Source organism: Calidithermus roseus (assembly GCF_003574095.1).
Lineage (GTDB): Bacteria > Deinococcota > Deinococci > Deinococcales > Thermaceae > Calidithermus > Calidithermus roseus.
Genome location: NZ_QWLA01000018.1, coordinates 14,034 through 38,384, shown reverse-complemented (window position 1 = coordinate 38,384; position 24,351 = coordinate 14,034). Strand labels below are relative to the sequence as shown.

Sequence of the window (24,351 nt, the reverse complement as noted above, 5' to 3'; positions counted from 1 at the left end):
CCCGAGGGCGTTTGATGCCTTGGGTCCGTCCTCGGAAGATTAAATCGGTCGTACGTCGTACGCGAGGGGGATATCCGCGAACCCCGGCCCTCGACTCCCTGGCTCATCGACCATCGGCTATCGACATCGAGATGAACTTGGCCTCGAGGTACTCCTCCAGCCCCCACCAGCCGCCCTCGCGGCCCACGCCGGAGTTCTTCATGCCGCCGAAAGGGGCCTGGGGGGCCATGGCGGTGGGGATGGGGTCGTTGATGCCGACGATGCCGTATTGCAGGCCCTCGGCGACGCGCCAGGCGCGGGCGAGGTTGTTGGTCCAGGCGTAGGCGGCCAGGCCGTAGGGGGTGTCGTTGGCCAGGCGCAGGGCTTCCTCCTCGCTCTCGAAGGGGATGACGGGGGCCACGGGGCCGAAGGTCTCCTCGGTCATGATCTTCATGTCGGGGCGCACGCCGCTGAGCACGGTGGGCTCGAAGTAGAGGCCCTCGCGCACCTTACCGCCCACCACGGCCTTCGCGCCCTTGGCGAGCGCGTCCTCGACGTGTTCCTTTACCTTGGCGAGGCCCTGGGCGTCCACCACCGGCCCCACCTGGGTCTCGGGCAGCAGGGGGTCGCCCAGGCGCAGCGCGGCGGTGGCGGCGGCGAAGGCCTCGGTGAAGGGCCCCAGGACGCTCTGCTGCACGAAGACGCGGTTGGTGCAGATGCAGGTCTGGCCGGCGTTGCGGAACTTGGAGAGCACCACGTCGCGGGCGGCTTTGTCGAGGTCGGCGTCCTCGAAGACCAGGAAGGGGGCGTGGCCGCCGAGCTCGAGCGAGACGCGCTTGAGGGTCTTGGCGGCCTGGGCGTAGAGGACGCGTCCGACCTCGGTGGAGCCGGTGAAGGTGACCTTGCGGACGCGCTCGTCCTCGAAGAAGGGCTGGCTGAAGGCCACGGGGTCGGAGGTGGGCAGGACCTGAAGCGTGCCCTTGGGGCCGCCCGCTTCCTCCCACAGCCGGGCCAGGTACAGGGCGCTCATGGGGCTCTGCTCGGCGGGCTTGATGATGATGGCGCAGCCCGCCGCCAGCGCGGGGGCGGCCTTGCGGGTGATCATGCCGGTGGGGAAGTTCCAGGGCGTCACCGCGTAGACCACGCCCACCGGCTCGTAGGACACCAGGCCCCGCTTGTGGTCGAAGCGCGAGAGCACCCGCTCGCCGTGCAGCCGCACGGCCTCCTGGGCGTACCACTTGACGAAGCTGGCCGAGTACTTCACCTCCCCGCGCGACTCGGTGATGGGTTTGCCCATCTCCAGGCTCATCAGGCGGCCCAGCTCGGCCTCGTGGGCTAAGAGCAACTCGTTCCAGCGCTCGAGGATCTCGGCGCGGGCGTAGGGGTTAGTGCGCTTCCAGGTCTCGAAGGCCTCGAGCGCGGCCTCGATGGCCCGCCGGGCCTCGGCGGGGCCGCAGTCGGCCACCTCGCCCACTACGCGCCCGTCGCCGGGGTGGGTGACGGTGAAGGTCTTGCCGGTGGTCTGCCAGCCGTCTGCGAAGTAGGCCTGGTTGGGGAGTTCCTTGATCATGGGGGTCCTTTCGTAAAAACGTCGAGGGTCTTAGGCGTATCGCGTTTTGCGTCTTGCGTAGGGCGTAACCCTCGCAGTGCCTAACGCCGAACTCCAGGGCTGAAATCCCTGTTGGTCCAGGTGGAGCGCACCTCGAGGCTGCCCAGCGCCTCGGGCGGCGCGGTGCGGGGGTCGCGGTCGAGGAGCACGAAGTCGGCCCAGTGGCCGGGCTCGAGGCGGCCCCGGTTGCCCTCGTCGCCCTGGGCGAGAGCCCCGCCCACGGTGTAGGCCCATAGCGCGGTCTCCAGGCTCACGCCGTGGCCTTCGCACATCGGCTCGGCCACGGCGGCCTGCAGGCCGATGAGGGGGGAAATCTGGCTCACCACCGGCCCGTCCGAGGAAAAAGCCACCGTGAGGCCGGCGGCGAACATGGCCCGCAGGTTGTAGCAGCGGCAGAGCATGGCCTCGGGCAGGTACTTGAGGAAGTTGCCGCGCAGCTCGTGGAGGAACACCGGTTGGGGCACGGCGATCACGCCGAGCCGCCGGGCGAGCTCGAGGTGTTCCTCCCCCGCCAGCCCGAAGTGCTCGATGCGGTGGCGCAGGGACGAGGGATGGGCCTCGTAGAGCTGCCGGTACACGTCCAGTACTTGGTTCAAGGCCCGGTCCCCGATGGCGTGGGTGCCGATGCGGAAGCCCTGGCGATGGGCCTCGAGGGCCAGCTCGTAGAGTTCGCCGCTCTCGAAGCGCAGGATGCCGGAGCTGGGGGGCTCGAGGGTCTTGTAGGGCTGGCTGATGGCGGCGGTGGCCCCGGAGAGCCCCCCGTCGGCGAAGAACTTCACCGAGTCGCAGCGCAGAAAGTCGGAGACGTGTTTCTCTGGCAGGGGGAAGGTCTCGCTGCCCCCGTCCGGGCGGCGGATGTAGAGCAGGTTGACCCGGATGGGCAGCTTTCCGGCGGCGTCCAGGGCGCGGTAGGCCGCGTAGAGCGGCGGGTCCACGGCGGGGTCGGTGGCGCTGGTGATGCCCAGCGACTTCAGGTACTCGAGCCCCGCCAGCACCCAGCGCTCGTAGTCGGCCTGGGTGGGGGCGGGCATGGCCTTGAAGACCAGCCCGTAGGCCGTCTCGTAGAGGATGCCGCGCCCGAAGTCGATCTCTCCGCCCGGCACGTGGGTCTCGGGGGTGATCCCTGCCGCCTGTAGGGCCGGGGTGTTCACGGCGTGGATGTGGGCACAGGTGCGCGTCAGCAGCACCGGGTTTCGCGGGGCGATGGCGTCGAGGGCCGAGCGGTCGGGCCAGCCGCCCATGCGGGCCTCGTTCCAGCCGCGCCCCCAAAGCCACTGGCCGGGTTGCAGGGTCTTGGCCCGCTCCCGGACCGCCGTATAAAAGGCCTCCAGGCTCTCCACGCTCCGCAGGTCGAGCAGCGTGGTGCGCAACTGCCCTACCTTCCACACGTGCACGTGCGCGTCGTTGAAGCCGGGCAGGAGGGTCTGGCCCTCGAGGTCGATGCGCCGGGTGGTGGGGGAGAGGAGGGGCTCGAGCTCGCTCACCCGCCCCGCCGCCAGGACGCTCCCCTCGCGCAGGGCGACGGCCTCGAGGGTCTCGAGCCCGCCGGGCGCGGGGCCGGGGTTGAGGATGGTACCCCCATAGATCAGGGTGTCAGCCTTCACAGATAGCCTCCAGTTACGTCGAGGGTCCAGGGCGTATCGCGTATTGCGTCTTGCGTATTGCGTACGACGTAAGACGTACGACGTACGACCCGCCCCGGCATCAAAACCCCACCTCCGGGTTCCGCCACACGATGAACACCCCGTAATTCGCGCAACTGGCGTCCTCGAGGTAGTCCGGGATGATCCCCCACACCGCGTAGCCCCGCCGGAGCTGAATGGAGAGCACCGGGTCGAAGAGTTCGCCCCGCACCACGCGCTGCACGTACTGCTCGATGGGCATCTGCTCGCGGTGGGCCCCGTAGCCCTTGGGCATGGCCCCGGCCACGTGCCCTTTGAGCCCCAGGCGGCGGATGAGCTGGTGCCGCGCCGTGTAGAGCAGCGTGGAGAGGCCGTGGCCCCGGAACTCGGGGTGAACGCCGATGTCGGCGCCGTAGAGCCAGTCGCCCTCGGGGTCGTGGGTGGTGAGGTAGTTGCCGCCCACGGCCTCGAGATACTTGTGCGCGAAGTGGGCGAAGTCCACCTTAGCGCGCAGGTCGGTGGAGCAGGCCACCACCCGGCCCGTGGCCACCTCGAGCACCGCGTGCTGCCCCTCGGGGAAGATCCGCATCTGCGAGAGGTAGTGCTCGGCCCGCATCCGCTCGCGTGGGGCGAGGTCGGGGAAGGAGGCGGCCTGGATGGCCTCGAGGTGGGGGGCCATCCAGGGTTCGCTCTGCACCACGGCGAAGCGGCCATCGGCGCTGGTGAGGATGGGGCTGGGGTCGGTCATGGGGGCTTCAGCGCGACTTCACTTGGGTCCAGGCCTCGTCGAAGAGGCGGGAGTTCTTCCCGGCGTCGAGGATGTACTCCAGCACCTTGAGCTGGGCCTCGCTGGGCCAGATGGCGGGGTTCTTGAGGGTGCTCGGCTTGACGAGTTTCTTGGCCTGGGCGTTGGGCGTGGCCGACTGCTGGTACTCAGCCAGCCGCGCCCCGATCTTGGGATCGAGGATGAAGTTGATGAAGCGGTGGGCCGCGTCGGGGTTGGGGGCCTTGGCGGGGATGGCCATGTTGTCCAGGAACAGCGTGCTGCCCTCCTTGGGAATGGTGAAGCCGTACTTGGGGTTGCCCGCCGCCGTGCGCAAAGCGTCTTGGTTGTAGACCACCGCCGCCACCGCCTGCCCGGCTAGCAGCGCCTTGGTGGCCGAGACCCCGCCCTGGAAGCCCAGGCTGTTCTTCGACTTCTTGGCCTGCAAGAGCACGTCGATGGCCTTCTTCATGGCCGCGGGGTCGGCAGAGTTGACCGACTGCCCCACGTAGCGCAGGGCGATGCCCAGCATCTCGCGCTGGGAGTCCATGAGCACGAAGCGCCCCTTCTGCTGGGCCGGGTCGAAGATCACGCCCCAGGAGGTGGGCGGGGTTTTGAACACGTCGGTGCGGTACATCAGGCCCACGGTGCCCCACAAGTAGCCCACGGTGTACTGGTTGCCGGGGTCGAAGGGCGGGTTGGCGAACTTGGGGTCGAGGTTCTTGAGGTTGGGCAGTTTGCTCTTGTCCAAAGGCTGCAACAGCTTGAGCTGGATCATGCTGGGGATGATGAAGTCGCTGGGCACCACCAGGTCGTACTGCCCCAACCCCCCAGCTTGCAGTTTGGCGACCATCTCCTCGTTGGACTCGTAGTAGCTGAGGTTGACCTTGATTCCGGTCTGCTTCTCGAAGTCGCTGACGATGGTGGGGTCGATGTACTCGGTCCAGGTGTAGATGCGAAGTTCTTTGGGCTGGGCCAGCGCGAGCCCGAGCGCGGTGATAAGGGCCAGAAGGTGCTTCATGAGGGTCCTCCTTTGGTGAGCGTCGTACGCTTTGCGTCGTACGTCATACGTCGTACGCCGTACGCAATACGCCAGACGCTAAACGCAAAACGCTAAACGCCAGAAACCACGACCCACCGGCTTCTTGCGTTCGGCAGTTTTTGGCCATCGACTATCGACCTCCTCACGCCGTCGCCGCCATAGCCTTGTGTGTGGCCTGGATGGTTTCCTTCACCACGCCCAGGGCTTCTTCCAGCATGTCCTGGGGGATCTCGAGCGCCGGCAAAAAGCGGATGCAGTTGGTGTAGAGCCCGGCCCTAATCAGCACCACGCCGCGCTGGCTGGCCTCCTTGATGGCGCTCATGGCGAAGTCGGACCACGGCTCCTTGCTCACCGGGTCGCGCACGAACTCCAGCGCCATCATCGCGCCGATGCCGCGCACGTCGCCCAGCACCGGGATCTCGGCCTTCAGGGGTTCGAAGGTGCGGCGCACGGTTTGTTCGACGCGGGCGGCGTGGGCCAGGGTCTCGGGCTTGGAGAGGTGCTCGAGCGCGGCCAGGGCGGCCACGCAGGCCAGGGGGTTGCCGCCGTAGGTGCTGCCCACCCCGCCCACGTGGGGCGAGTCCATGATCTCGGCCCGGCCCGTCACCGCGCTGATGGGCATGCCCGCGCCCAGGCTCTTGGCCGAGATGATCAGGTCGGGGATCACGCCGGAGTGCTCGATGGCCCACAGCTTGCCCGTGCGGCCCGAACCCGACTGGATCTCGTCGGCGATCATCACCGCGCCAGTGGCGTCGCAGACTTCGCGGATCTTGCGCAAGAACTTGTGGGGCACCGGGATGAAGCCCCCCTCCCCCAGCACCGGCTCGATGACGATGGCGGCCAGGGCGCTGGGGTCGATGTGGGCGGTGAGGGCGTTCTCGAGGTTCCAGCAACTCCACTCCACGTACTCCTCGGCGGTCATGCCCTTGGGGGTGCGGTAGAGGTTGGGCAGGGGCAGCCGGTAGACCTCGGGGGCGAAGGGGCCGAAGCCCTTCTTGAACAGGCCCCACTTGCTGGTCATGGCCATGGTCAGGTTGCTGCGCCCGTGATAGGCCCCCTCGAACACGAGGATCCCGGAGCGCCCGGTATAGCGCCGCGCGAACTTCACCGCGTTCTCCACCGCCTCGGCCCCGCCGTTGGAGAGTAGGGTCTTCTTGGGGAAGTCGCCGGGGGTGAGGCGGTTGAGGGCTTCACAGACGGCCACGTAGGCTTCGTAGTTGGTCACGATGGAGCAGGCGTGGATGAACTCCTCCACCTGGGCCTTGATGGCCTCCACCACTGCCTGCGGGGCATGGCCCACCGCCATCATGCCGATGCCGCCCGCCAAGTCGATGAGGGTGTTGCCATCGACGTCTTCGATCAGCGAGCCGCGGGCCCGCTTGACCGCGATGGGGTTGGCCTGCGCGAGGGCGCTCGTCACCGAAGCGGCGCGCCTAGCGTTGAGCTCCTGGCTCTTGGGGCCAGGGATGGGGGTTTTGAGCTGAATGTACGTCATGGGTTCCTCGATTGAGATCGCGCACCGCGGAGGCTTTCGGCAGCCCGCGATACGTCATACGGATTTTGTCTTTGGCTATCGACTATCGACCATCGACCCTCCCAGGCGGCGGGATGCTGGCCTTCTGGACGTCCATACGCCCCCTAGCGCGACTTCACCTGGGTCCAGACCTCGTCATAAAGCCGCGCGTCCTTGCCCAGGTCGAGGACGAACTCGAGCTTGGCCTTGACGCTTTCGGTGGGGTAGATGGCCGGGTTCTTGAGGTCTGCTTTGTTGATGAAGGGCAGCGCGGCCTTGTTGGGGGTGGCGTAGCGGTTGTAGTTCGAAAGCTGCGCCCCGATTTTGCCGTCGAGGATGAAGTTGATGAACTTGTGGGCCGCGTCGGGGTTGGGGGCCTTGGCGGGGATGGCCATGTTGTCGAGGAAGAGTGCGGCGCCCTCCTTGGGCACCACGAAGGCCACGTTGGGGTTCTCGGAGGCGGCCTTGATGGCGTCGCCGTTGTAGACCACCGCGTAGGTCGCGCTCCCGGCCACCAGGCGGTTCTTCGCGCCCACGCCGCCTTCGAAGCCCACCGCGCGCTTAGACTTCTTGGCCTCGAGCAGCAATTTCCCCGCCGCCTGCACCTGCTTGGGGTCGCGGGTGTTGATGCTGTAGCCCAAATAGCGCAGCGCCGCGCCCATCATCTCGCGGATGGAGTCCATGAGCACGTAGCTGCCGCTTTGTTTGGGGTCGAAGATCACCGCCCAGCTATCCGGGGGGGTCTTGACCCTGTCCTTGCGGTACATGATCCCCGACATGCCCCACTGGTAGGCCGCCGAGTACTGGTTGCCGGGGTCGAAGGGCGGGTTGGCGAACTTGGGGTCGAGGTTCTTGAGGTTGGGCAGTTTGCTCTTGTCCAAAGGCTGGACCAGCTTGAGCGCAACCAGGGTGGGGATGATGTAGTCGCCGGGCACGATCACGTCGTACTGGCTCACCCCGCCCGCCTGCAGCTTGGCCAGCATGTCCTCGTTGGACTCGTAGAGCTCGATGCGGACCTTGAGCCCGTACTGCTTCTCGAAGGCAGAGATGATGGCCGGGTCGATGTACTCCGACCAGATGAACAGCCGCATCTCCTTGCTCTGGGCCAACGCCAACGACACAAACGCCAACAGGGCCAGCAGTTTTTTCATGCACTCCTCCGGGTGAGCCGTTCGCTGAGCAACACCAGAATGACCGTAGCCAGGAAGATCAGGGTGGACAGGGCGTGGATCTGCGGGGTGACCCCGCGCCGCACCGAGCCGTAGATGATGAGGGGGAGGGTCTGGGAGTCGGGCCCGGCGGTGAAGAAGCTGATGACGAAGTCGTCGAGCGAGAGGGTGAAGGCCAGCATGGCCCCCGCCACGATCCCCGGCGCCAGCAAGGGCAGCAGCACCCGCCGCACGAAGTAGCCGTACGAGGCGTAGAGGTCGCGCGCGGCCTCGTCGAGGTCTGCGCCTAAGCTCTTGAGGCGGCTCTGCACCACCAGCGCCACGAAGGCGATCTGGAAGGTCACGTGCCCGATGATCATGGCCGGGAGGCCGAGTTCGAAGAGGCTCGAGACCTGCCGCAGCACGCTGAAGGCCACCACCAAGGCCGCCGCCAGGATGATGTCGGGCGTGACCACCGGCAGATAGAGCAGGTTGTCGAGGAAGACCCGCGCCCGCCGGGTCCAGGGGTAGCGCTCGAGGGCGATCGCCAGCAGCGTCCCCAGCACGGTCGCGATGACCGTGGACACCACCGCCAGCACCATGGTCGTCACGAAGGCGGCCTGGATGGTCTCGGTGAGCTTGGGGTCGGGTGAGAGCGCCGGGTTGAAGAGGCTCTGGTACCACTTCCAGGTGAAGCCCCCCCACGACATCCCGTAGCGGGTCTGGTTGAGCGAGAAGATCGCCACCGCCAGCATGGGCAGGTACAGGAAGCCCAGCGTCAGGACGGCGGTGACGCCCACGGCGGGGTGGAGCCGGCTCATGAGCGGCCTCCGGCTGTCTCGAGGGGCGAGGGTCGAGGGTCAAGGCGTCCCGCGTTTTGCGTTTTGCGTCTTGCGTACGACGTACGACCTCCAGCGCTCAGCCTCATACCAGGTCCACGTCCTTTCCGCTACGTCGGTAGACCCGCAGGGCCACCAACGTCAGGGCCATCAGGCCCAGGCTGATGGCGGCGGCAAAGGGCCAGTCGCGGCTGGCGCCGAACTGCTGCTGGATGAGATTGCCCACCAGCAGGTACTTGGCCCCGCCCAGCAGGTCGGGGATGACGAACATGCCCATGGCCGGGATGAAGGTGAGGATGATGCCCACCGTGAGGCCCGGCAGGGTCTGGGGCAGGATGGCCTGGAAGAAGACCCGCGCACGGCTGGCATAGAGGTCCTTGGCCGCTTCGATGAGGCTGGAGTCGATCCGCTCGACCGACGAGTACAGCGGCAGCACCATGAAGGGCAAAAAGGCCGAGACCATGCCGACGTAGACCGCGAAGGAGCCGGGATACAGCGCGGTGCCCGGCTCCGCCAGCCCCAGCGCTGCCGCGACCCGCGCGAAGGGCAACTCGGGGGAGAGCAGCAGTTGCCAGGCGTAGGTGCGGATGACCAGGTTGGTCCAGAAGGGGATGATCACCAGCGTCAGCCACAGGTAGCGGGTGCGTGGGGGCCGGCTGGCGATGAAGAAGGCCAGGGGGTAGGCCAGCAGTGCCGCGATGAGCGAGGTCACGAAGGCCACCCACACCGAGCGGCCCAGGATCAGCAGGTTGTCGGGGCTCCAGCCGAAGAGCCCGTAGCCCAGCAGCCGCTTGAGGTTCTCTAGGCTGAAGGTCCAGACGATCTCGCCGTAGGTGCCCCGCTCGGCGAAGGCCACCGCCACGAGGGCCAAGCTGGGCAGCACCAAAAAGGCCATCAGCCACAGCGCCGCGGGCAGCAAGAATAAGAGGCCGCGCCTCGAGAGCGCCCCCGGCGTGGTGAGCTCGCCGTACCACACCAGCACGCGGTTCACGGGCGACCTCCGAAGGTGTCGAACGTCGAACGTCGTACGCCGAACGCTAAACGCTGAAAACTACAGGCACCAGCGTCTTGCATCTTGCGTTTGGCGTTTTGCCTCTCGTCCCCCGTCCCCCTGAACCTGATCCTTGCCTTTCGCTGAGGGCTGAGGGCTGAGGACTGAGGGCCACTGGCGTATGACGTAGGACGTACGACGTTGGCGTCTTGCATCTTGCGCCCAAGGCTAATCATCCAGCACCACCAGCGCGTCCTTGGGCAGGTGGGCCACTACCTCCTCTCCCGGACGCAGGGGAGGGTAGGGGGCGGCGCGCACGCGCAGGCCGCCGGGCTCGAGCCAGGCTTCCTGGTGGCTGCCCCGGTAGACCACCTCGCGCACCTGGACCTGCACGCAGTTGGAGCCCCTGGGCTCGGGCACGATCTCCACCCGCTCGGGGCGGATGGCCAAGTTGCCCTCTTCCCACTGCGGCACGGCGGGGAGCTCGAGGTGGCCCAGCGCGGTCTTCACGCCGCTGCCGTTGCGGCTGGCGGGGATCAGGTTGGCCGCACCCAAGAACTCGGCCACGAAGCAGGTGCGGGGCCGGGCGTAGACCTCCTCGGGGGTGCCCACCTGGATCACCTGCCCCTCGCGCATCACCGCGATGCGGTCGGAGACGGTCATGGCCTCGTCCTGGTCGTGGGTGACGAGGATGAAGGTGGTGCCCAGGCTGCGCTGCAGGCGGCGCAGGCCCACCTGCACCTCGGCGCGCAGCTTGGCGTCGAGGGCGCTCATGGGCTCGTCCAAGAGCAGCACTTGCGGTTCGTTGACCAGCGCCCGCGCCATTGCCACCCGCTGCTTCTGCCCGCCCGAGAGCTGGTGGGGGTAGCGGGCCATGAAACGCTCGATCTGCAGCATACCCATGACCGTCTCCACCCGCTTTTGCACCTCGGCCTGGGGGAAACCCCGGCTCCTGAGCCCGAAGGCCACGTTCTCGAAGACGCTGAGGTGAGGAAAGAGCGCGTAGCTCTGGAAGACGGTGTTGACCGGGCGCTGGTTGGCGGGTACGGCGGTGATGTCCTCACCGCCCAGCCGCACGCAGCCGGCGGTGGGCAGCTCGAAGCCGGCGATGATGCGCAGCAGGGTGGTCTTGCCGCAGCCCGAAGGGCCCAGCAGGGTGAAGAACTCCCCGGCCTTGATCTCCAGGCTGACCCCGCCCAGTGCCGTCACCTCGCCGAAGCGCTTGACGACGTTCTCGACGGCGAGGGTGCCGGTGGCGGCTCGAGCCTGAACCTTCGCTGAGGGTCGGATCACTGCCATCGTTTTTCCTCTAGCTGCTCACCAGGGCGCTTTCGCCCTTCTTCAATACGGCCAGGATCTCCTCGGCCACCCGCTCGCGCAACCGCCCTCCATGGTAGCCCTGGGCGTTCAGCGGGGTGTGCTCGCCGCCAGAAGTGCAAGCCCCCCACCGCCTCCGCCTCGGCGCCGGAGTGCGCCAGCCGCCTGGGCAGCAGGTCGTTGCCCCCCTTGATGGTGCGGCGCTCGTCGGAGACGCCGAAGACGTGGAACTGGCCCTGGCTGCCGATGAGGTAGAGCAGCTTCGAGCACGACTGCTCGCCGGCCTCGAGGCCCCTGATCTCGGCCAGCCGGGCCAGGCGGAACGCGCGTTGGGGTTGTCCCATCAACGGGCTGCGGCTCATGACTGCACCTCACTCGATCCGGTCTAGGAACCCGAAGGTGAACGGGTCACCCGGCCTCAGGCCGTAGCGGCCTCGAAGCTGTGCTCCAGAATCTCCAGACCCCTGCGTACCTCGGCCTCACTCGCTACCAGCGGCACCAGGCAGCGGATGACGTTATAGTGCATCCCGGCCTTCATCAAGAGCAACCCGCGCTCGCGGGCCGCGTCGAAGACGCGGGTGGTGAGGGCGGGGTCGGGGGCCTTGCTCTGGCGGTCCTTGACGATCTCCATGGCGACCATGGGCCCCAGGCCCCGCACGTCCCCGATCTGGGGGAAGCGACGTTGGATCTTGCGGAAGCCCTCGTGCAGGATCTCGCCCAACCGCTGGCCCTTCTCCAGGAGCTTCTCCTCCTCGAAGATCTCGAGCACCGCCAGCCCCGCCGCGCAGGCTAAGGGGTTTCCGGCGAAAGTCCCGCCCAGCCCGCCGGGTAGGGGCGCGTCCATGATCTCGGCCTTGCCCAGCACCCCGGCGATGGGTAGCCCCCCGCCGATGCTCTTGGCGAAGGTGATCAGGTCGGGCTCGACGCCCGCGTGCTCGATGGCCCAGAACTTGCCGGTGCGCCCGATGCCAGTTTGGATCTCGTCGTCGATGAGCACGATGCCGTGCTCGGCGCTGAGGCTGCGCAGGGCCTTGAGGAAGGCGATGGGGGCGGGCACGAAGCCGCCCTCGCCGAGTTGGGGCTCGATGATGATGGCCGCCACGCGGTCGGGGGGGATGGCGGTGTCGAAGAGCTCGTGCAGGCCGTCCATGGCCCGGCGGGTGTCGATGCCGTGGTACTCGTAGGGGTAGGGGGCGTGGTAGACCTCGGGGGCGAAGGGGCCGAAGTTCTGGCGATAGGGGGTGGCCTTGCCGGTGAGGCTCAGGCCCAGCAGGGTGCGCCCGTGGAAGGCGTTCTTGAAGGCGATGACGCCGGGCCGTCCGGTGTAGGCGCGGGCAATCTTGATGGCGTTCTCGGTAGCCTCGGCCCCGGTGGTGACGAAAAAAGCCTTCTTGTCGAAGGCACCGGGGGCGCTTTCGCACAACTTCTGGGCGAGCTTGATGTAGGGCTCGTAGGCCGTGACCTGGAAGCAGGTGTGGGTGAAGCGCTCGAGCTGCGCCTGCACCGCCGCCACCACGCGGGGATGGTTGTGCCCGACGTTGAGCACCCCGATTCCACCGATCCAGTCGAGGTACTCCTTGCCATCGACGTCCCAGAGCCGGGCCCCTTGGGCCTTGGCCGCCACCACCGGGTGCACCTGAGAGACGCCGCGCGGGACCACCTTGTGCCGCAACTCCAGCAACGCCTGGTTGCGGGACTCTGTCGTGGGCATGTGTTCCTCCTTTGGCTCAACAGCCTAATGGGGTCCCAGCGCACCAGGCTATGGGCTCAGGCTACAAATCTTACCCCCATTTACTGTGGCTCAACTCTAAAAGCTGCAACCCGAGCTGGAGGCGGAATTGGGCCTGGGGCTCGCGCAGGTCGAGGCCGGTGAGCTGTTGGAGGCGCTCGAGCCGGTACCGCAGCGTGTTCTCGTGGACGCCTAGCGCGTGGGCGGTGCGCTTGAGCTGAAAGCCGTGCCGGGCCAGGGCCTTGAGGGTCTGTAGCAGCACCCCTTGGTTGCGCTCGCTCTCCAGCGGCCCGAACAGCTCGCGCAGCAAATCCTGCTGGGCCTGGGCATCCCCGGCCAGCACCCGCGGCAACAGGAGCTGGGCATAGGTGCTGACCTCTCCGGGACGCAGGTGGGGCAGCAGGGCCTGCGACTCGCGGTAGCTCTCGGCCACCCCCGCCCAGCCCTGGCGCGTTCGGGAGAGGCCCAAGCTGAGCCCCTTCTGGGGCAGCCGCTCCCACACGCGAGTGGCGTCGAAGCCCTCGGGTAGCAGGAAGAGCACCTGGTTGAGGAAGACCGAGATCAAGGGGGCCAGCCCCTGCTCGCGCAGCAGCTTGCGCAGACCCTCGGCCAGGCGCTCACGCCGGTTGAAGCCCTCCGGGCTCAGCGGCACCGGCTCCTCGAGCACCAGCAAAGCCAGGTAGTAGCGGCCCTCGGGGTGGAAGCCCTGCAGCCGGGCGCGCTCGAGGTTGTGCGGCGTGGGCTCGAAGCGGCCCTCCAGCAGCGCGTCGAGGAAGGCGTAGCCCAGTCGGGCCTCGCGCTGGGCGATGTCGCGTTGGTGCATCAGGTGCAGCCCCGCCACCGTCGCGGCGTGCTCGGCGGCGCGCATGTCGAGTTCGGAGAGGGGTTCCTCCCCCTCGATCAGCCACACGCTGCCCACCAGCTCACCCCCCAGCCGGATGGGGCAGACCACCCTTCCCACCATCCCGATCTCGGGCCGCGCCGGCAGCCGCAGCGGCCCCAGGCTCTGCCGTAACTGCCGCTCGAAGCCGATCTCCTGCAGGTAGTGGCTAAGCTCGGGGGTGGTGCCGCCTAGGGCGATGGAGCGCAGGCGCAGCTCGTCCTCGCCGCCGGTGAGGGCGTAGGCCAGGAGGTTGCCTTCCAGGTCCTCGAAGACCACCGAGCGCCCGGTGAGCCCGCTGAGCACGTCGGCCAGGGGCTGCAGGCCGCCGGCCTCGAGTGCGGAGAGCGTGAGCGCGCGGTGGATGGCCTCCGAGCGCTCGATGACGCTGTACTGCTGGGCCAGAAGCTGCTGGTTGAGCTCGCCGATAACCTGGGAGAAGGGCACCTCCCAGGGCAGCTCGATGGCCGGAATGCCCGCGTGCTCGGCCTCCTCGCGTGCCGCTTCGGGGAAGCGCTCGAAGAACTGGGGCACCGCCAGCACGATGGCCGCCGGGTCGGCCTGAGCGATCTGCCGGATGAAGGCGCGCAGGGCCTGCTCCTCGCGGGGCCAGGCGTAGCCGGTGGTGAGGAAGAGGAAACCGGGCCGGATCCACTCCTGGGGGTCGGGGATGTCCACCGCGTGGGCCCCCAGGACTCGGTTGCTCAGCTTTGGGGCTGCCGCGACTACTCGAGCCCGGCTGAGGGCGGGCAGACGAAGGGCTTCTTGCAGGTTCATCGTCGCTATGACGATTTTAGCGGCCTTCACCGCCCTCCCGCCCGGCCCGCTGGGGAGGTGAACACTTCGCGCCCCGGCGGGGTACACCGGGGCGCGGCGGTGGTCCATGTCAGCCGATAGCCCCGATCTGCTTCAGCAGGCCGTAGGCGTCGGGGTAGGCCCAGCCCTCGGCCAGCTTGCCGTTCTCGCAGCGGCAGTGGAAGCTCCCGCTGAACTCGACCTTCTTGTTGGTGGGCTGAATGCCGGCGAACTCGCCCTTGTGGGTGCCCGTGGCGCTCCAGCGCAGGAAGACCCGGTCGCCCGAGGTGAAGATCTCCTCGATGCGGTAGCGCAGGTCGGGGAAGGCGGTGCGCATCTGGGTGATCCAGGCCTTGTTGGCCTCCAGGCCCGCCACCGGCTCAGGGCGCAGCAGGGTGTGGTGGGTGTAGCCGGCGATGCAGCACTCGGCCAGCGCGTCCAGCTTGCCCTGGTTCCAGCACTCCTCGATGAAGCGCCTCAGCGTGGCCATGTGGCGCTCCTCGGGCAGCGTGGGGGCCTCGGGCATCTCGTGCTCTACGATCCGGGCCACGTCGGCCATCTCGCGGCCCAGCAGGTAGAGCACGTCGTCGAGGGTGAAGATCCCCACCAGCTTGTCCTTGTTATCCACGACCAAAAAGCGCCGGATGGGCTTGTCCTTGGCGGCCTCGAGGGCCTCGAGCAGCCCCATGTCCTCGCGCAGGGTCACGAGGTCCTGGGTCATCACCTGCTCGACCGGGGTCTTCAGAGGGTCCATCCCCTTGCCCAGCACCCGCAGCGTCACGTCACGGTCGGTCAGGAGCCCTTTAGGCTTGCCGTTGTCCGAGATCACGACACTGCCCACTTTCTTCTGCTCCATCAGCCTGGCGGCTTCCGCCACCGAGGTCTGGGGGCTGACCCGCACTACTTCCTGTCGGGCGATACTGCGCAAACCCATACCACACACCTCCTCCTCGGGGCTGTCCGGTTCTGGTGGCTGGCTGTAACGGGACAATGCCAAGACGGGTATCGCGGGACGAGGTCAGAACTCCGGATACCCCTTTTTTGAGCAAGTCATTCTACCCCCAGGGCAAGGCACCGTGTTCGTCCTGAGCACAATCTGGTACTCGGTTCAGCCAACTGAACCGGGGTTTGCCTCCTGCCCTCGGCGAACTTGCCCGTTAATCCCTCGTTTACCCACCCCGCATAGGCTTCACAACAGGAGGTGTGCTTCATGAGGCAAGTATCGAAGTTGTTGGCTGGGTTGCTCCTGGCCCTTATCGTTTCCGGCTGTCAGGGGCAGCCCTCGGGGCAGGGAAAGCTCCGAATTCTCCTGACCGACGCCCCCGCCGACGCCAAGCACGTCTACGTGACCATCAGCGAGGTGCAGGCCCACCGCGAAGGCTACGCCTGGGAGACCGTGGTCGCCACCCCGCAGACCTTCGACCTGCTGAGCCTGCGCAATGGCGCCGAGGCCGTCCTGGGGGACCAGGCCCTGCCGGCGGGCTCCTACACCCAGCTTCGTCTCGTGGTGAGCGAAGCCTCGATCGTCTTCGAGGAGAACGGGGTGGACACCACCTACCCCGTCACCGTGCCCAGCGGCCTTCAGAGCGGGATCAAGCTCGACATCAAGTTCGAGGTCAAGCCCACCGAGGTGACCACCTTGCTGCTCGACTTCGACGCGGCCAAGTCCATCGTGGAGACCCCACCCGGTTCCCACAACTACCTGCTCAAGCCCGTGATCCGCGGCGTGGCCAAGGTCATCTCCGGCTCGATCTCAGGGACGGTGGTAGCAGCAGGCTCGGGCAACCCTCTGAGTGCTCCAGTTAGCGTGCTGGACGCCACGGACACCGAGGTAGCCAGCACCCTGACCGACCCCACGACCGGCGCTTTCAAGATCGTGGCTGTGGTGGCGGGCAGCTACAAGGTCAGGGTGACGGCGGAGGGTTATAGAAGCGAGGGGGTGTGGGGGAGCTATAAAACCCAGCGGCTTTAGCCCTGGGATACATGGACTCCCCCACGTCCGCTTTCGGCGGACATGGCATGGTGGGCGGCTGATGTGTGGTAAAATGCCCATCGGGAAGAGCGATTCCCGAGGTTCTTGAGAGTACGGGTAGGGGGTTCCGTTCACGAAGCGCTGGACGGGTAAAACCTGTAGCGTGTGAATCTCGGTCAGTTGCGGCGAAAACCAAGCCGTGCGATGACCAAACTCCGTACCGTGGGGCACACGGGAAGTCACGCTTGAGGAGACGGTTGAAATGCCGTGCATCACCGTGTAAGACGCTCGATTGGGGCGCAGTGGTGAGCCCAAGAATCCCACTGGATTCATCCGTGGGAGTGTCAACAGGAGAAGCTCCTCGAGAACGTGGAGGTGGTGGCCGAGCAGGACACCAACCTGGGAACCATCGAACTCGAGCCGGCCCCCTAGCCGACGGCAGTCGCCGATAGCTACGCCGGCTGCGATAGCAGGGACGAGGGGCCTCTCGTCCCTGCTCGCTTTGCATCGCGCCTGGCTCTGCGCCACAATCAGGCCATGGGTATTCGCAAGGCAGAGCGGATCAGGGGGCGGGTGGGCGGAGCGACGGCGGGCTTCGACCTCGAGCTCACCTGGGACGGCACCCACCTCAAAGGCCGCATCGGCGGGGCGGTGGTGGGCAAGGATGTGGACCTCAGCCTGCACAGCGGTTTCATCACCGGGCGGGTGGGGGGCAGCCTCGAGGGCTTCGACGTGGCCGGAAGCCTCCAGCCGGGCAGGGTCGAGGCGCGACTGGGGGGCAACACCTTGGGGCAGGACCTCGAGCTCGAACTCTCTCACGGCCAGGTCCAGGGCCGCCTCGGGGGAAGCCTGGTCGGCAACGACGTCAGGCTCGAGCACGCCGGAGGCGAACTCAAAGGGCGCATCGGGGGCCGCGTGGACGGCAAGGACGTGCGCCTGATGAGCGAAGCCCCGCCGGAGGTGGCGGCCCTGGCCGCGGTCATCGCCTTTCGGTCGCTCGAGGAGTCGGCGGCAGGGGCGTCGAGCTAAGCGTTAGCGTCGGCGCATCCGGCTCATGGCCAGCGTGGCCAGCAGGGTGGTCAGGAGGGGGGCGATGGCCACCACGGCCAGGTCGGCGGCCATGGGCAACTGCTGGTAGCGCAGGCTCACCGCGCGCAGCAGGTCCAGGAAGTAGGTCACCGGGTTGGCGTAGACCAGCACCTGCAACCACACCGGAAGCTGCACCACCCAGCCCCCGCCGATGGTGTGGATGCCCAGCAGCTCCAACTGCCGCCGCAGGGCGTCGGGGAGGTCCAAGAAGCCCACCCCGCCGATGATGCCCTTGAGGGGGAAGATCGAGCCCGACAGAAAGTACAGCGGCTGGATCACGCCGTTGGAGATGCTGCCGAAGCCCTCGAAGGTCGCCATGCGCGAGGCCAGGACCACCCCGAACCCTGTGACGCTCAGGCCCAGCAAGGCCATCACCCCCCAGGCCAGCAGCAGGCTGCTGAGGCTCAGACTGACCCCGATAAGAGGGGCGAAGAGCAGGGGGATGGAGCCCTGGATCACTGCGACGCTGGCCCCCCCCAGCAGCTTGCCCAGCGCCACCGAGAGCATGGGGGCGGGGGAGACCAGCACCTCGCGCAGCAACCCCACCTCGCGGTCCCACACCAGCGCCACCGCCGACTGTAGCGCGGCGAAGAGGATGTTGAGGGTGATGACGCCAGGGAAGATGTACTGGGCATAGGTGTAGCCCTCGATGTCGCGGAAGGAAGCCCCCAGGCCGAAGCCCAGGATGATCAGCCACAACACCGTGCGGGAGAAGCCGCCGAAGATCTGCGAGCGGTCGCGGGCGTAGCGCAGCAACTCGCGCCGCCACATTGCCCAGACCACGGCCGGCTCGAGGGAGAAAGTACGGGTGGGGGAGGCGAGGGTACTCATCGGGTGTGCTCCCCTCCCCTGCGGGCGAAGCCCAGTAGGCGATCCCTGGGCCTCGCCTCCTCGTCGCGCAGCTTGCGTCCGGTGAGCTCGAGGAACACCTCCTCGAGGCTGCCTTCGGCCTTGCCCAGCACCTTCAGCTTGAGCGCAGCGGGGGTGTCCAGGGCGATGAGATGGCCCTGGTCGATGATCCCCACCCGGTCGCAGGCCTCGGCTTCTTGCAGGTAGTGGGTGGTCATGAACACCGTCAGGCCCTGCCCGCGCAGGGTGGCGATGCGCTCCCACAGGTGCCGGCGGCCCTGAGGGTCGAGGCCGAGGGTGGGTTCGTCGAGGAAGAGGATCTTCGGCGTGTGCATGAGGGCCCGGGCCAGCTCGAGGCGCCGCTTCATCCCCCCGGAGAAGGTACGCACCGGGCGGTGGGCCACCTCGGCCAGGCTGGCCCACTCCAGCGCCTGGGCGATGGCCTCCTTCAGCCTGGGGCCCCGGAGGCCGTAGAGCACCGCGTGGATCTCGAGGTTCTCCCGCGCGTTGAGGCGCTCGTCGAGCGCGGGCTCCTGGAAGACCACCCCGATGCTCTCCCGCACCGCCGGGGCCTGCCGCACCACGTCGAACCCCGCTACCCTGGCCCAGCCCGAGGTAGGCTCGAGCATGGTGGTGAGCATATGGAGCGTGGTGGTCTTGCCGGCGCCGTTGGGGCCCAAGAAGGCGAAGAGCTCCCCCTCGGCCACGCTGAAGCTCAGCCCTTCCACCGCCACCGCCGCGCCAAAGCGGCGTCCCAGCTCATGACATTCGACAATAAGCATGTTTACTTTAGTGTATCCCTGGCTTGGGCCAGGACGTCTGTCAGTGTTTTACAGTCTGTGCTCACTTTGGCGGCCTCTCCTGCCTGGATCGCCCCGGAAAGCTCCTCTAGGAGAGGGTTCAGCCGCTGGCTGATCTCGGGAGCCAGGGTCTGGAGGGTATCGCCGAGGTAGGTCTTATAGTACAGGCTCGCCGCGGCGATCTTCTCCAGCGCCAGCCGCCGTCTGCTCTCCGGATAGACCCGGCAGCCCTGGTCGGCCTGGTGTTCGACCAGGGCCAGCGCCTCCGAGAGCTCCTGGGGCAGTAACTCGGCCCCGGCAGCCGCGGCCAGGGCGAAGGTGATGTCCAGCGCGGCCTGCTCGGCGTCTTCCGGGTCCTGGAAGCGGGCTGGAGGGGTGGGGGAGGAGAAGAGCCGTCCGAGGGTATCGAGGCCCTCTTCCACCCTGGCTACTTCTTCCGCGGCACGCCCGGCCAGCGCGGGCCTCAAGCCCTGCCACAGCGTCCTGACCCGCTGCAGAGCGACCCGGCCCACTTGGTAAGCCCCTTCTTCCCCTCGAGCCGCGTCCTCGTAGCTCTCGGCCACCCCGTCGTCCAGCAGCACCAACTGGGCGATCAGGGCGGCCTGGAGGGTGGGGTCGCTCTCGGGCACCAGCCGCCGCCGGGCCCGCTCCAGAAGCCCCTGGGTTTGCTGGGAGATCGCCTCGAGCCTGACGGTGTCTTTGGCTTCTACCCGCTCCTCGAGCCCTTCCAGGGCCTCTTCCAGTTCCCCCAGCAGGGCAGGGTCCTTGGCCTCGAGGCTGCCGGCGAAGAGGGGAAGGTTGCTGTGGAGCACCTTTTCGGCCTGCTCCTCGTTCGGCTCGAGGACCAGGGCTTGCAGCCGGATGCCCAGAACCTCGCTGGCCCACAGGAAGCGCAGTTCCTCCGCGCGCTCGATGAAGACCGCTGCGGCACAGGCCAAAGCTGCTACGACCCCCGCGATCACTAGACCCCTTCTCATCGCACCACCCCGATGACCACCGAGTGCGGCCCGCGCCCGGCGGGGATGCTCTTCACCACGCTCAGGCTCACGGGGTCGATGACCGAGACGCTGTCGGACAGACCATTGGCGGTGTAGATCTTCTTCCCGTCTGGGGTGATGGTGATCCCCCAGGGGCGGCGGCCCATGCGCTCGCGGATGGTGCGCACCACCCGGTTGCTCTCGGTGTCGATGACGTAGACCGCGCTAGTCCCGCCCCCGGCCACGTAGAGGCGCTTGCCGTCGGGGGAGAGGGCCATCTCCACCAGGCGCGAGTCGAGCCCCAGCGAGATGGTCTGAATGACCCGGTGTGCTCTGGCGTCGATTACCGAGACCGTGCCGGCGATCTCGGCGGAGACGTAGGCTTTAGAGCCGTCCTGCGAGAAGAGCACGAAGCGAGGACGGTTGTTCACCAGGAAGTGTCTGACTAGCTTTAGCTCCTTGGCGTCGATGACCGTAACGGTGTGGCTGGTCTCGCCGGTGACGTAGACGAAGCGCCCGTCCGGGCTCACCGCCACCCCCTCGGGCTCCACCCCGGTCTGGAACTCGCCCAGGGTTTTGCCGGTCTCCAGATCGAAGCCGGTGGCCCGGGCGGCGTTCTCGTTGGCGGCCCAAAGCTGGGTGCCCTCCGGGTTGAGCGCCAGCCGCTCGGGGTTGCTTCCCACCCGGTACTCGGCCTTGATCCGATTGGTGGCCACGTCGATGGCCACGATCTTGTCCTCGGGGACCTCGAGGATGGGCTGAAAATCGCTCAGGGCCACGTAGATGGTGCGGCCATCCGGGCTCACCGCCATGCCGCGGGGGCGCACCTCGCCGGGCCGGCCCGCCACGGTGATGGTGCCGATGACGGTGTCGGTGGCCACGTCAATGACGGTAACGTTGGCCCCGTACTCGTTGGAGACGTAGGCGCGGTAGGTGACGGCCTGCTGCTGGACAAGGGAAGTCGGCAGGAGGGCTACCAAGCCAAGGCAGCCGACGAAGATCAGAAAGCGCAAAGGCACTCGCATCAGCGTCCTCCTCCAAAGCGACAGCGCGAGTCGCGCCGCAGGTCGCCCAGTTGATCGAGCCGCTCGATGGGATCGGTGCCGGGGCGATAGATGGCCGGGAGTTCCCCTACCAGGCCGGCGAGGTCCCAGTCATCCCTGGCCTGGGGGTTAATCTTGATCAGGTAGAGACTCTGCCTGAGCTGGTGGTCCCAGGGGCGGAAGGAGACCCCAATGCCCTTGTGCACGTCGAAGACGGTCGTGGGGTTCTCCAGGTAGCTCACCAGCCTGGGGCCCTCCAGGCTTCCCCCGAAGGATGCCGCTTCAAAGAGCAGCTTGACCGACTGGTAGCCGGCCCAGGCCGGGGGGTCCATGGGCTTCTTGAAGCGTTCCCGGAAGCGGGCGTTGAGCTCGCGGGCCCCATAAGCGTCGAGCTTGGCCTCCCACAGTACCGCCCGGTGCCCGGCGCCTGCTCTGGGAGCCCGGCTGCGAGAGGCGGCGAAGAAAGCCCTGGTCTGGGCCTCCGGGTAAGGGAAGCCGGTCACGGCGGCGCCGAGCCTCGCGGCCTCGTACTGGCTCAGGAAGGCCAGTTGCGCCTCGGCGCCCAGCAGCAGGAGCACCACCTGGGGCTGGGCCCGCCGGATGCCCTCCAGGGCCGACCGGAAGTCGGGCCGGCTCGGAGAGACCGAGGCCCGCCCCGCCTCCCTGGCGCCAAAGTGCCGCTCCAGGAGGGATTTGCGCGCCCGCTGGTACAGGGATTGACCCTCCGCGCCATCCTCATAGACTACGAACCAGTTTCTGAAACCTGCCTGGATGAACCAGGCCGCCAGGGCATCGAGGTACATGGCGGCGCTGGCCTCCAGGTGGAAGGTGTAACGGCCACAGGCCTCCTGGCGCAGCCGGTCGAAGGGCGAGCCGATGTTGAGGAAGAGCACCCGGCGCTGCTCGGCCAGCCGGCTCAGGGCCTCGGCCTGGCCTCCGAATCCTCCCACCAGGGCATAGACCTCCTCACTTCCCACCAGCCGCTCGGCCTCCCGCACGGCTGCCTGGGCGTCCGAGGCGGTGCGCAGGAGCACTTCTAGGCGCTGCCCCACCAGGCTGGCGTTGAAGCCGTACTCGTCTCGCCCCATCTCGAGGCCCATTCGCGCAGCTTCCACCACCGCCCTTTCCAGGCCGGACCTCGGCTGGGAGGGGAGCACCACGCCCAGGCGCAGGACTTCCTCCTTGGGCTGGGCCAGGGCTCGCAGGGTGCCCAGGGCCAGGGCGCTGCCGCCAAAAGCCAGGACCTGGCGGCGAGTCAGCGGGTGCTTCAGCATCACACCTCCTTAGCGCCGGCAGCTCGAGCCCTGGGCCGGGTCTCCCAGCCGGTCGAGCAGGGGTACGGGATCGGCTCCTGGAGGGATCTCCGGGACTTGGCCGACTAGTTGGGCTAGGGCCAGTTGCTGGGAGAGCCGGGTGCCTATTTCGGCCTTGGGGTTGAGCTGGACGACGAAGAGAGGTTGGCGCAGTTGGTGGTCCCAGGAGCGGAAGGAAAGGGGTACCCCTTTGTAGAGGTCGAAGGAGGTCTTGGGATCCTCCAGGTGAGCGATCAGGCGGGAAGCCTCGGTGCTGCCGGTGGACAGGACGCTCTCCAGTAGGAGCTTCACTGCTGCGTAGGTGGCCCAGGCCGAAGGGTCCGTGGGGTTGCCGGTTCGGGAGCTGAGCTGGTCGTTGAGATCCCTGGCGCCCCCATTAGCTAACGTGGCCTCCCACAGGGCCGCGCGATAGGTTCTTTCGGCAGATGAGGTAGACTGCCGAATTCGCATCCAGTAGTTGCGGGCTTGGGTGACCGGGTAGGGGAAACTCACTATCGGGGTTCTAAAGGTGGCGGTATCTATCTGGGCAAGGAGAAAATCCTGATTTTCGGGGGCCAGGAAAGAGAGAATCACGTCGGGGGCGGTTCGCTGGATCTGGCTGACAATGTCCTGATAGATCCGGCGCTCAGGGGGAACCTCGGCGCGGCCTACCTCCTGTCCCTGGTGATTCACCACCGCTCCCAGAGCACGCTGATATAGCGCCCTTCCCTCCTCGGAGCCGGGGTAGAGAAAAAACCAGCGCCGGTACCCCTGGGAGGTAAACCACTCTGTCAGGGTGTCCAGGTACATGGACGCGCTGGCTTCGATGTGGAAGGTGTAGCGGTAACAACTTTTCCTCAGGGTCTCGCTGGGTTCACCAACGTTGAAGAACAAAATACCTTGCTCCTCGGCGAACTTGCTGAGCACTTGAGCCTGTCCTTCCCCCAACCCGCCGATGAGGGCGAAGACTTTTTCCGTAGCTACCAGGCCCTGGGCTGCCCGTAGAGCAGCCTCGGCGCTGGGAGCGCTGGCGGGGAGGATCTGCAGGTCCATCCCCTGGTTGGCGGCTATCCCACCTAGCAAATCCTCGGCGATCACGGCTCCGGACCGGGCCGCAAAACCCGCGGCATCGGTGACGGCCGGGTTGCCGGTGGGGGTAGGCAGCACCACACCGATACGGAGTGGCTCGAGGTCGGCTTGACCCGGACCAACGACTTCTGGCCTGGGTAACGGTGAAAACTGAATGCCATATTCACGGAAAACTGCTTGGATATCGTTCCATCTGCGGGCTAAGGCGATGTTAAGCCGGTCCCTCAGTGCCACATCTCCCTGCCTTACCCCGATCGTTCCCATCTGGAACATTGGCAGCAAGGGGGGTACGATTTCGGGGGAGACCAGCACAATTTTGAGCTCAGGATGTTGCTTGGCGTAATAAGCAGCCACTGGACCATCGAGTATGGCGACGTCAATGTCCTTGTTCAGAAGGGCTTGGATAATTGGGGCGGCCACGTCCAGTTGGGTGAATATCCGGGCTGGCTGGAGCAGGGTGACCTCGAGGCCCAGGTTGCGCAAGGCCTGGTGAGGCAGGCTGAATGGGTAGGTGCTGACCCGTAAACGCTTGAGAATCTCATCATTTAGCGACTGGATTTCAAAAGGGCTGTCTGCCCGATAAATGAACACGTGGGGTATCTGATAGTACGGTACGGTGCTCAAGACACCCAGATACCCATCCGGCACCCCCATCACCATGTCGCAGGCTCCGGTACGGAGATAATCGCGGACTATACGTATGTCTGATGGGCCCCAGACGTAGCTTAGCCTGGCTCCTAGTTCATCTGCGATGAGCTGCGCAATACGGTTATCAAACCCCTCGAGCTTCTCGTTGGAAGCAGGTGGGTCGTCGGGGTTCGCGCACACCCGCATCTCCCAGGCCATCGCCCCCTGCGACTGCAGGGCGGTTGGAACTATGAGGGTCCCTATGACCATCAGCGTCCTTATGAGGTGGAGGTGGCCGCACTCTTTGAAGGTCATATAAATCCTTACTGAGGTTGGAGGATGAGGGGGTGCCTTCTCAGGGGGCACCCCCTCGCTATTCAGGCCCC

The 24,351-nt window shown here is 66.9% G+C and carries 21 protein-coding genes; 2 read left to right on the top strand and 19 right to left on the bottom strand.

Going from position 1 to position 24,351, the window contains the following annotated elements:
- Positions 1 to 103 precede the first annotated feature (103 nt).
- The 13 genes from Mrose_RS06395 to Mrose_RS18805 form a co-directional block, all read right to left on the bottom strand.
- Positions 104 to 1,549: an NAD-dependent succinate-semialdehyde dehydrogenase gene (locus tag Mrose_RS06395; protein ID WP_119276611.1), complete on the bottom strand. Its 1,446-nt coding sequence runs from the start codon at positions 1,547 to 1,549 to the stop codon at positions 104 to 106.
- A gap of 80 nt (positions 1,550 to 1,629) precedes the next feature.
- On the bottom strand, positions 1,630 to 3,192 hold the full coding sequence (locus Mrose_RS06390; protein WP_119276610.1) for an amidohydrolase: 1,563 nt from the start codon (positions 3,190 to 3,192) through the stop codon (positions 1,630 to 1,632).
- Between the two features lie 100 nt (positions 3,193 to 3,292).
- The gene (locus tag Mrose_RS06385; protein ID WP_119276608.1) at positions 3,293 to 3,958 is read right to left on the bottom strand and encodes a GNAT family N-acetyltransferase; all 666 of its coding nucleotides are present in this window, start codon (positions 3,956 to 3,958) and stop codon (positions 3,293 to 3,295) included.
- A 7-nt stretch (positions 3,959 to 3,965) separates the two neighbouring features.
- Positions 3,966 to 4,994 carry an ABC transporter substrate-binding protein gene (locus Mrose_RS06380; protein WP_119276606.1) on the bottom strand — a complete coding sequence of 343 codons (1,029 nt, stop codon included), beginning with the start codon at positions 4,992 to 4,994 and terminating at the stop codon, positions 3,966 to 3,968.
- A 163-nt stretch (positions 4,995 to 5,157) separates the two neighbouring features.
- Positions 5,158 to 6,510: an aspartate aminotransferase family protein gene (locus Mrose_RS06375; RefSeq protein WP_119276605.1), complete on the bottom strand. Its 1,353-nt coding sequence runs from the start codon at positions 6,508 to 6,510 to the stop codon at positions 5,158 to 5,160.
- 143 nt (positions 6,511 to 6,653) lie between these two features.
- On the bottom strand, positions 6,654 to 7,679 hold the full coding sequence (locus tag Mrose_RS06370) for an ABC transporter substrate-binding protein (protein ID WP_119276603.1): 1,026 nt from the start codon (positions 7,677 to 7,679) through the stop codon (positions 6,654 to 6,656).
- Positions 7,676 to 8,497, bottom strand: coding sequence for an ABC transporter permease (locus Mrose_RS06365; protein WP_119276601.1), 822 nt, complete (start codon positions 8,495 to 8,497; stop codon positions 7,676 to 7,678). Before Mrose_RS06365 ends, Mrose_RS06370 begins: the two co-directional genes overlap by 4 nt.
- A gap of 103 nt (positions 8,498 to 8,600) precedes the next feature.
- Positions 8,601 to 9,506, bottom strand: coding sequence for an ABC transporter permease (locus tag Mrose_RS06360; RefSeq protein ID WP_119276599.1), 906 nt, complete (start codon positions 9,504 to 9,506; stop codon positions 8,601 to 8,603).
- Positions 9,507 to 9,734: 228 nt separating this feature from the next.
- Positions 9,735 to 10,805 (bottom strand): ABC transporter ATP-binding protein, encoded by a 1,071-nt coding sequence (locus Mrose_RS06355; RefSeq protein WP_182482701.1) that lies wholly within the window; start codon positions 10,803 to 10,805, stop codon positions 9,735 to 9,737.
- Positions 10,796 to 11,185, bottom strand: a complete 390-nt coding sequence (locus Mrose_RS06350; RefSeq protein ID WP_119276595.1) for a hypothetical protein — start codon at positions 11,183 to 11,185, stop codon at positions 10,796 to 10,798. The genes Mrose_RS06355 and Mrose_RS06350 overlap by 10 nt, the downstream gene beginning before the upstream one ends.
- A gap of 56 nt (positions 11,186 to 11,241) precedes the next feature.
- Complete coding sequence (gene gabT, locus Mrose_RS06345) at positions 11,242 to 12,534, bottom strand: 4-aminobutyrate--2-oxoglutarate transaminase (RefSeq protein ID WP_119276593.1); 1,293 nt, start codon at positions 12,532 to 12,534, stop codon at positions 11,242 to 11,244.
- Between the two features lie 70 nt (positions 12,535 to 12,604).
- Entirely contained in the window at positions 12,605 to 14,317 is a 1,713-nt protein-coding gene (locus Mrose_RS06340; RefSeq protein ID WP_119276591.1) for a PucR family transcriptional regulator, read from the bottom strand.
- Position 14,318: 1 nt separating this feature from the next.
- The gene (locus Mrose_RS18805; protein WP_182482700.1) at positions 14,319 to 15,161 is read right to left on the bottom strand and encodes an ester cyclase; all 843 of its coding nucleotides are present in this window, start codon (positions 15,159 to 15,161) and stop codon (positions 14,319 to 14,321) included.
- Between the two features lie 276 nt (positions 15,162 to 15,437).
- Between Mrose_RS18805 and Mrose_RS06330 the strand changes: the two genes are divergently transcribed.
- Both Mrose_RS06330 and Mrose_RS06325 read left to right on the top strand, forming a co-directional pair.
- Positions 15,438 to 16,199, top strand: a complete 762-nt coding sequence (locus Mrose_RS06330; protein WP_119276590.1) for a DUF4382 domain-containing protein — start codon at positions 15,438 to 15,440, stop codon at positions 16,197 to 16,199.
- A gap of 537 nt (positions 16,200 to 16,736) precedes the next feature.
- Complete coding sequence (locus tag Mrose_RS06325) at positions 16,737 to 17,228, top strand: hypothetical protein (protein ID WP_119276588.1); 492 nt, start codon at positions 16,737 to 16,739, stop codon at positions 17,226 to 17,228.
- Positions 17,229 to 17,231: 3 nt separating this feature from the next.
- Here the strand turns inward: Mrose_RS06325 and Mrose_RS06320 are convergent, their stop codons facing one another.
- The 6 genes from Mrose_RS06320 to Mrose_RS19775 are packed head-to-tail and all read right to left on the bottom strand — an operon-like array spanning position 17,232 to position 24,172.
- On the bottom strand, positions 17,232 to 18,119 hold the full coding sequence (locus tag Mrose_RS06320) for an ABC transporter permease (RefSeq protein ID WP_119276586.1): 888 nt from the start codon (positions 18,117 to 18,119) through the stop codon (positions 17,232 to 17,234).
- On the bottom strand, positions 18,116 to 18,919 hold the full coding sequence (locus Mrose_RS06315) for an ABC transporter ATP-binding protein (RefSeq protein ID WP_119276584.1): 804 nt from the start codon (positions 18,917 to 18,919) through the stop codon (positions 18,116 to 18,118). Before Mrose_RS06315 ends, Mrose_RS06320 begins: the two co-directional genes overlap by 4 nt.
- Positions 18,920 to 18,921: 2 nt before the next feature.
- Positions 18,922 to 19,914, bottom strand: a complete 993-nt coding sequence (locus tag Mrose_RS06310; protein WP_119276582.1) for a hypothetical protein — start codon at positions 19,912 to 19,914, stop codon at positions 18,922 to 18,924.
- The gene (locus tag Mrose_RS06305) at positions 19,911 to 20,939 is read right to left on the bottom strand and encodes a beta-propeller fold lactonase family protein (RefSeq protein ID WP_119276580.1); all 1,029 of its coding nucleotides are present in this window, start codon (positions 20,937 to 20,939) and stop codon (positions 19,911 to 19,913) included. The genes Mrose_RS06310 and Mrose_RS06305 overlap by 4 nt, the downstream gene beginning before the upstream one ends.
- Positions 20,939 to 22,231, bottom strand: a complete 1,293-nt coding sequence (locus Mrose_RS06300; protein WP_119276578.1) for an ABC transporter substrate-binding protein — start codon at positions 22,229 to 22,231, stop codon at positions 20,939 to 20,941. Before Mrose_RS06300 ends, Mrose_RS06305 begins: the two co-directional genes overlap by 1 nt.
- A 9-nt stretch (positions 22,232 to 22,240) precedes the next feature.
- The gene (locus Mrose_RS19775) at positions 22,241 to 24,172 is read right to left on the bottom strand and encodes an ABC transporter substrate-binding protein (protein ID WP_420808336.1); all 1,932 of its coding nucleotides are present in this window, start codon (positions 24,170 to 24,172) and stop codon (positions 22,241 to 22,243) included.
- Positions 24,173 to 24,351 lie beyond the last annotated feature (179 nt).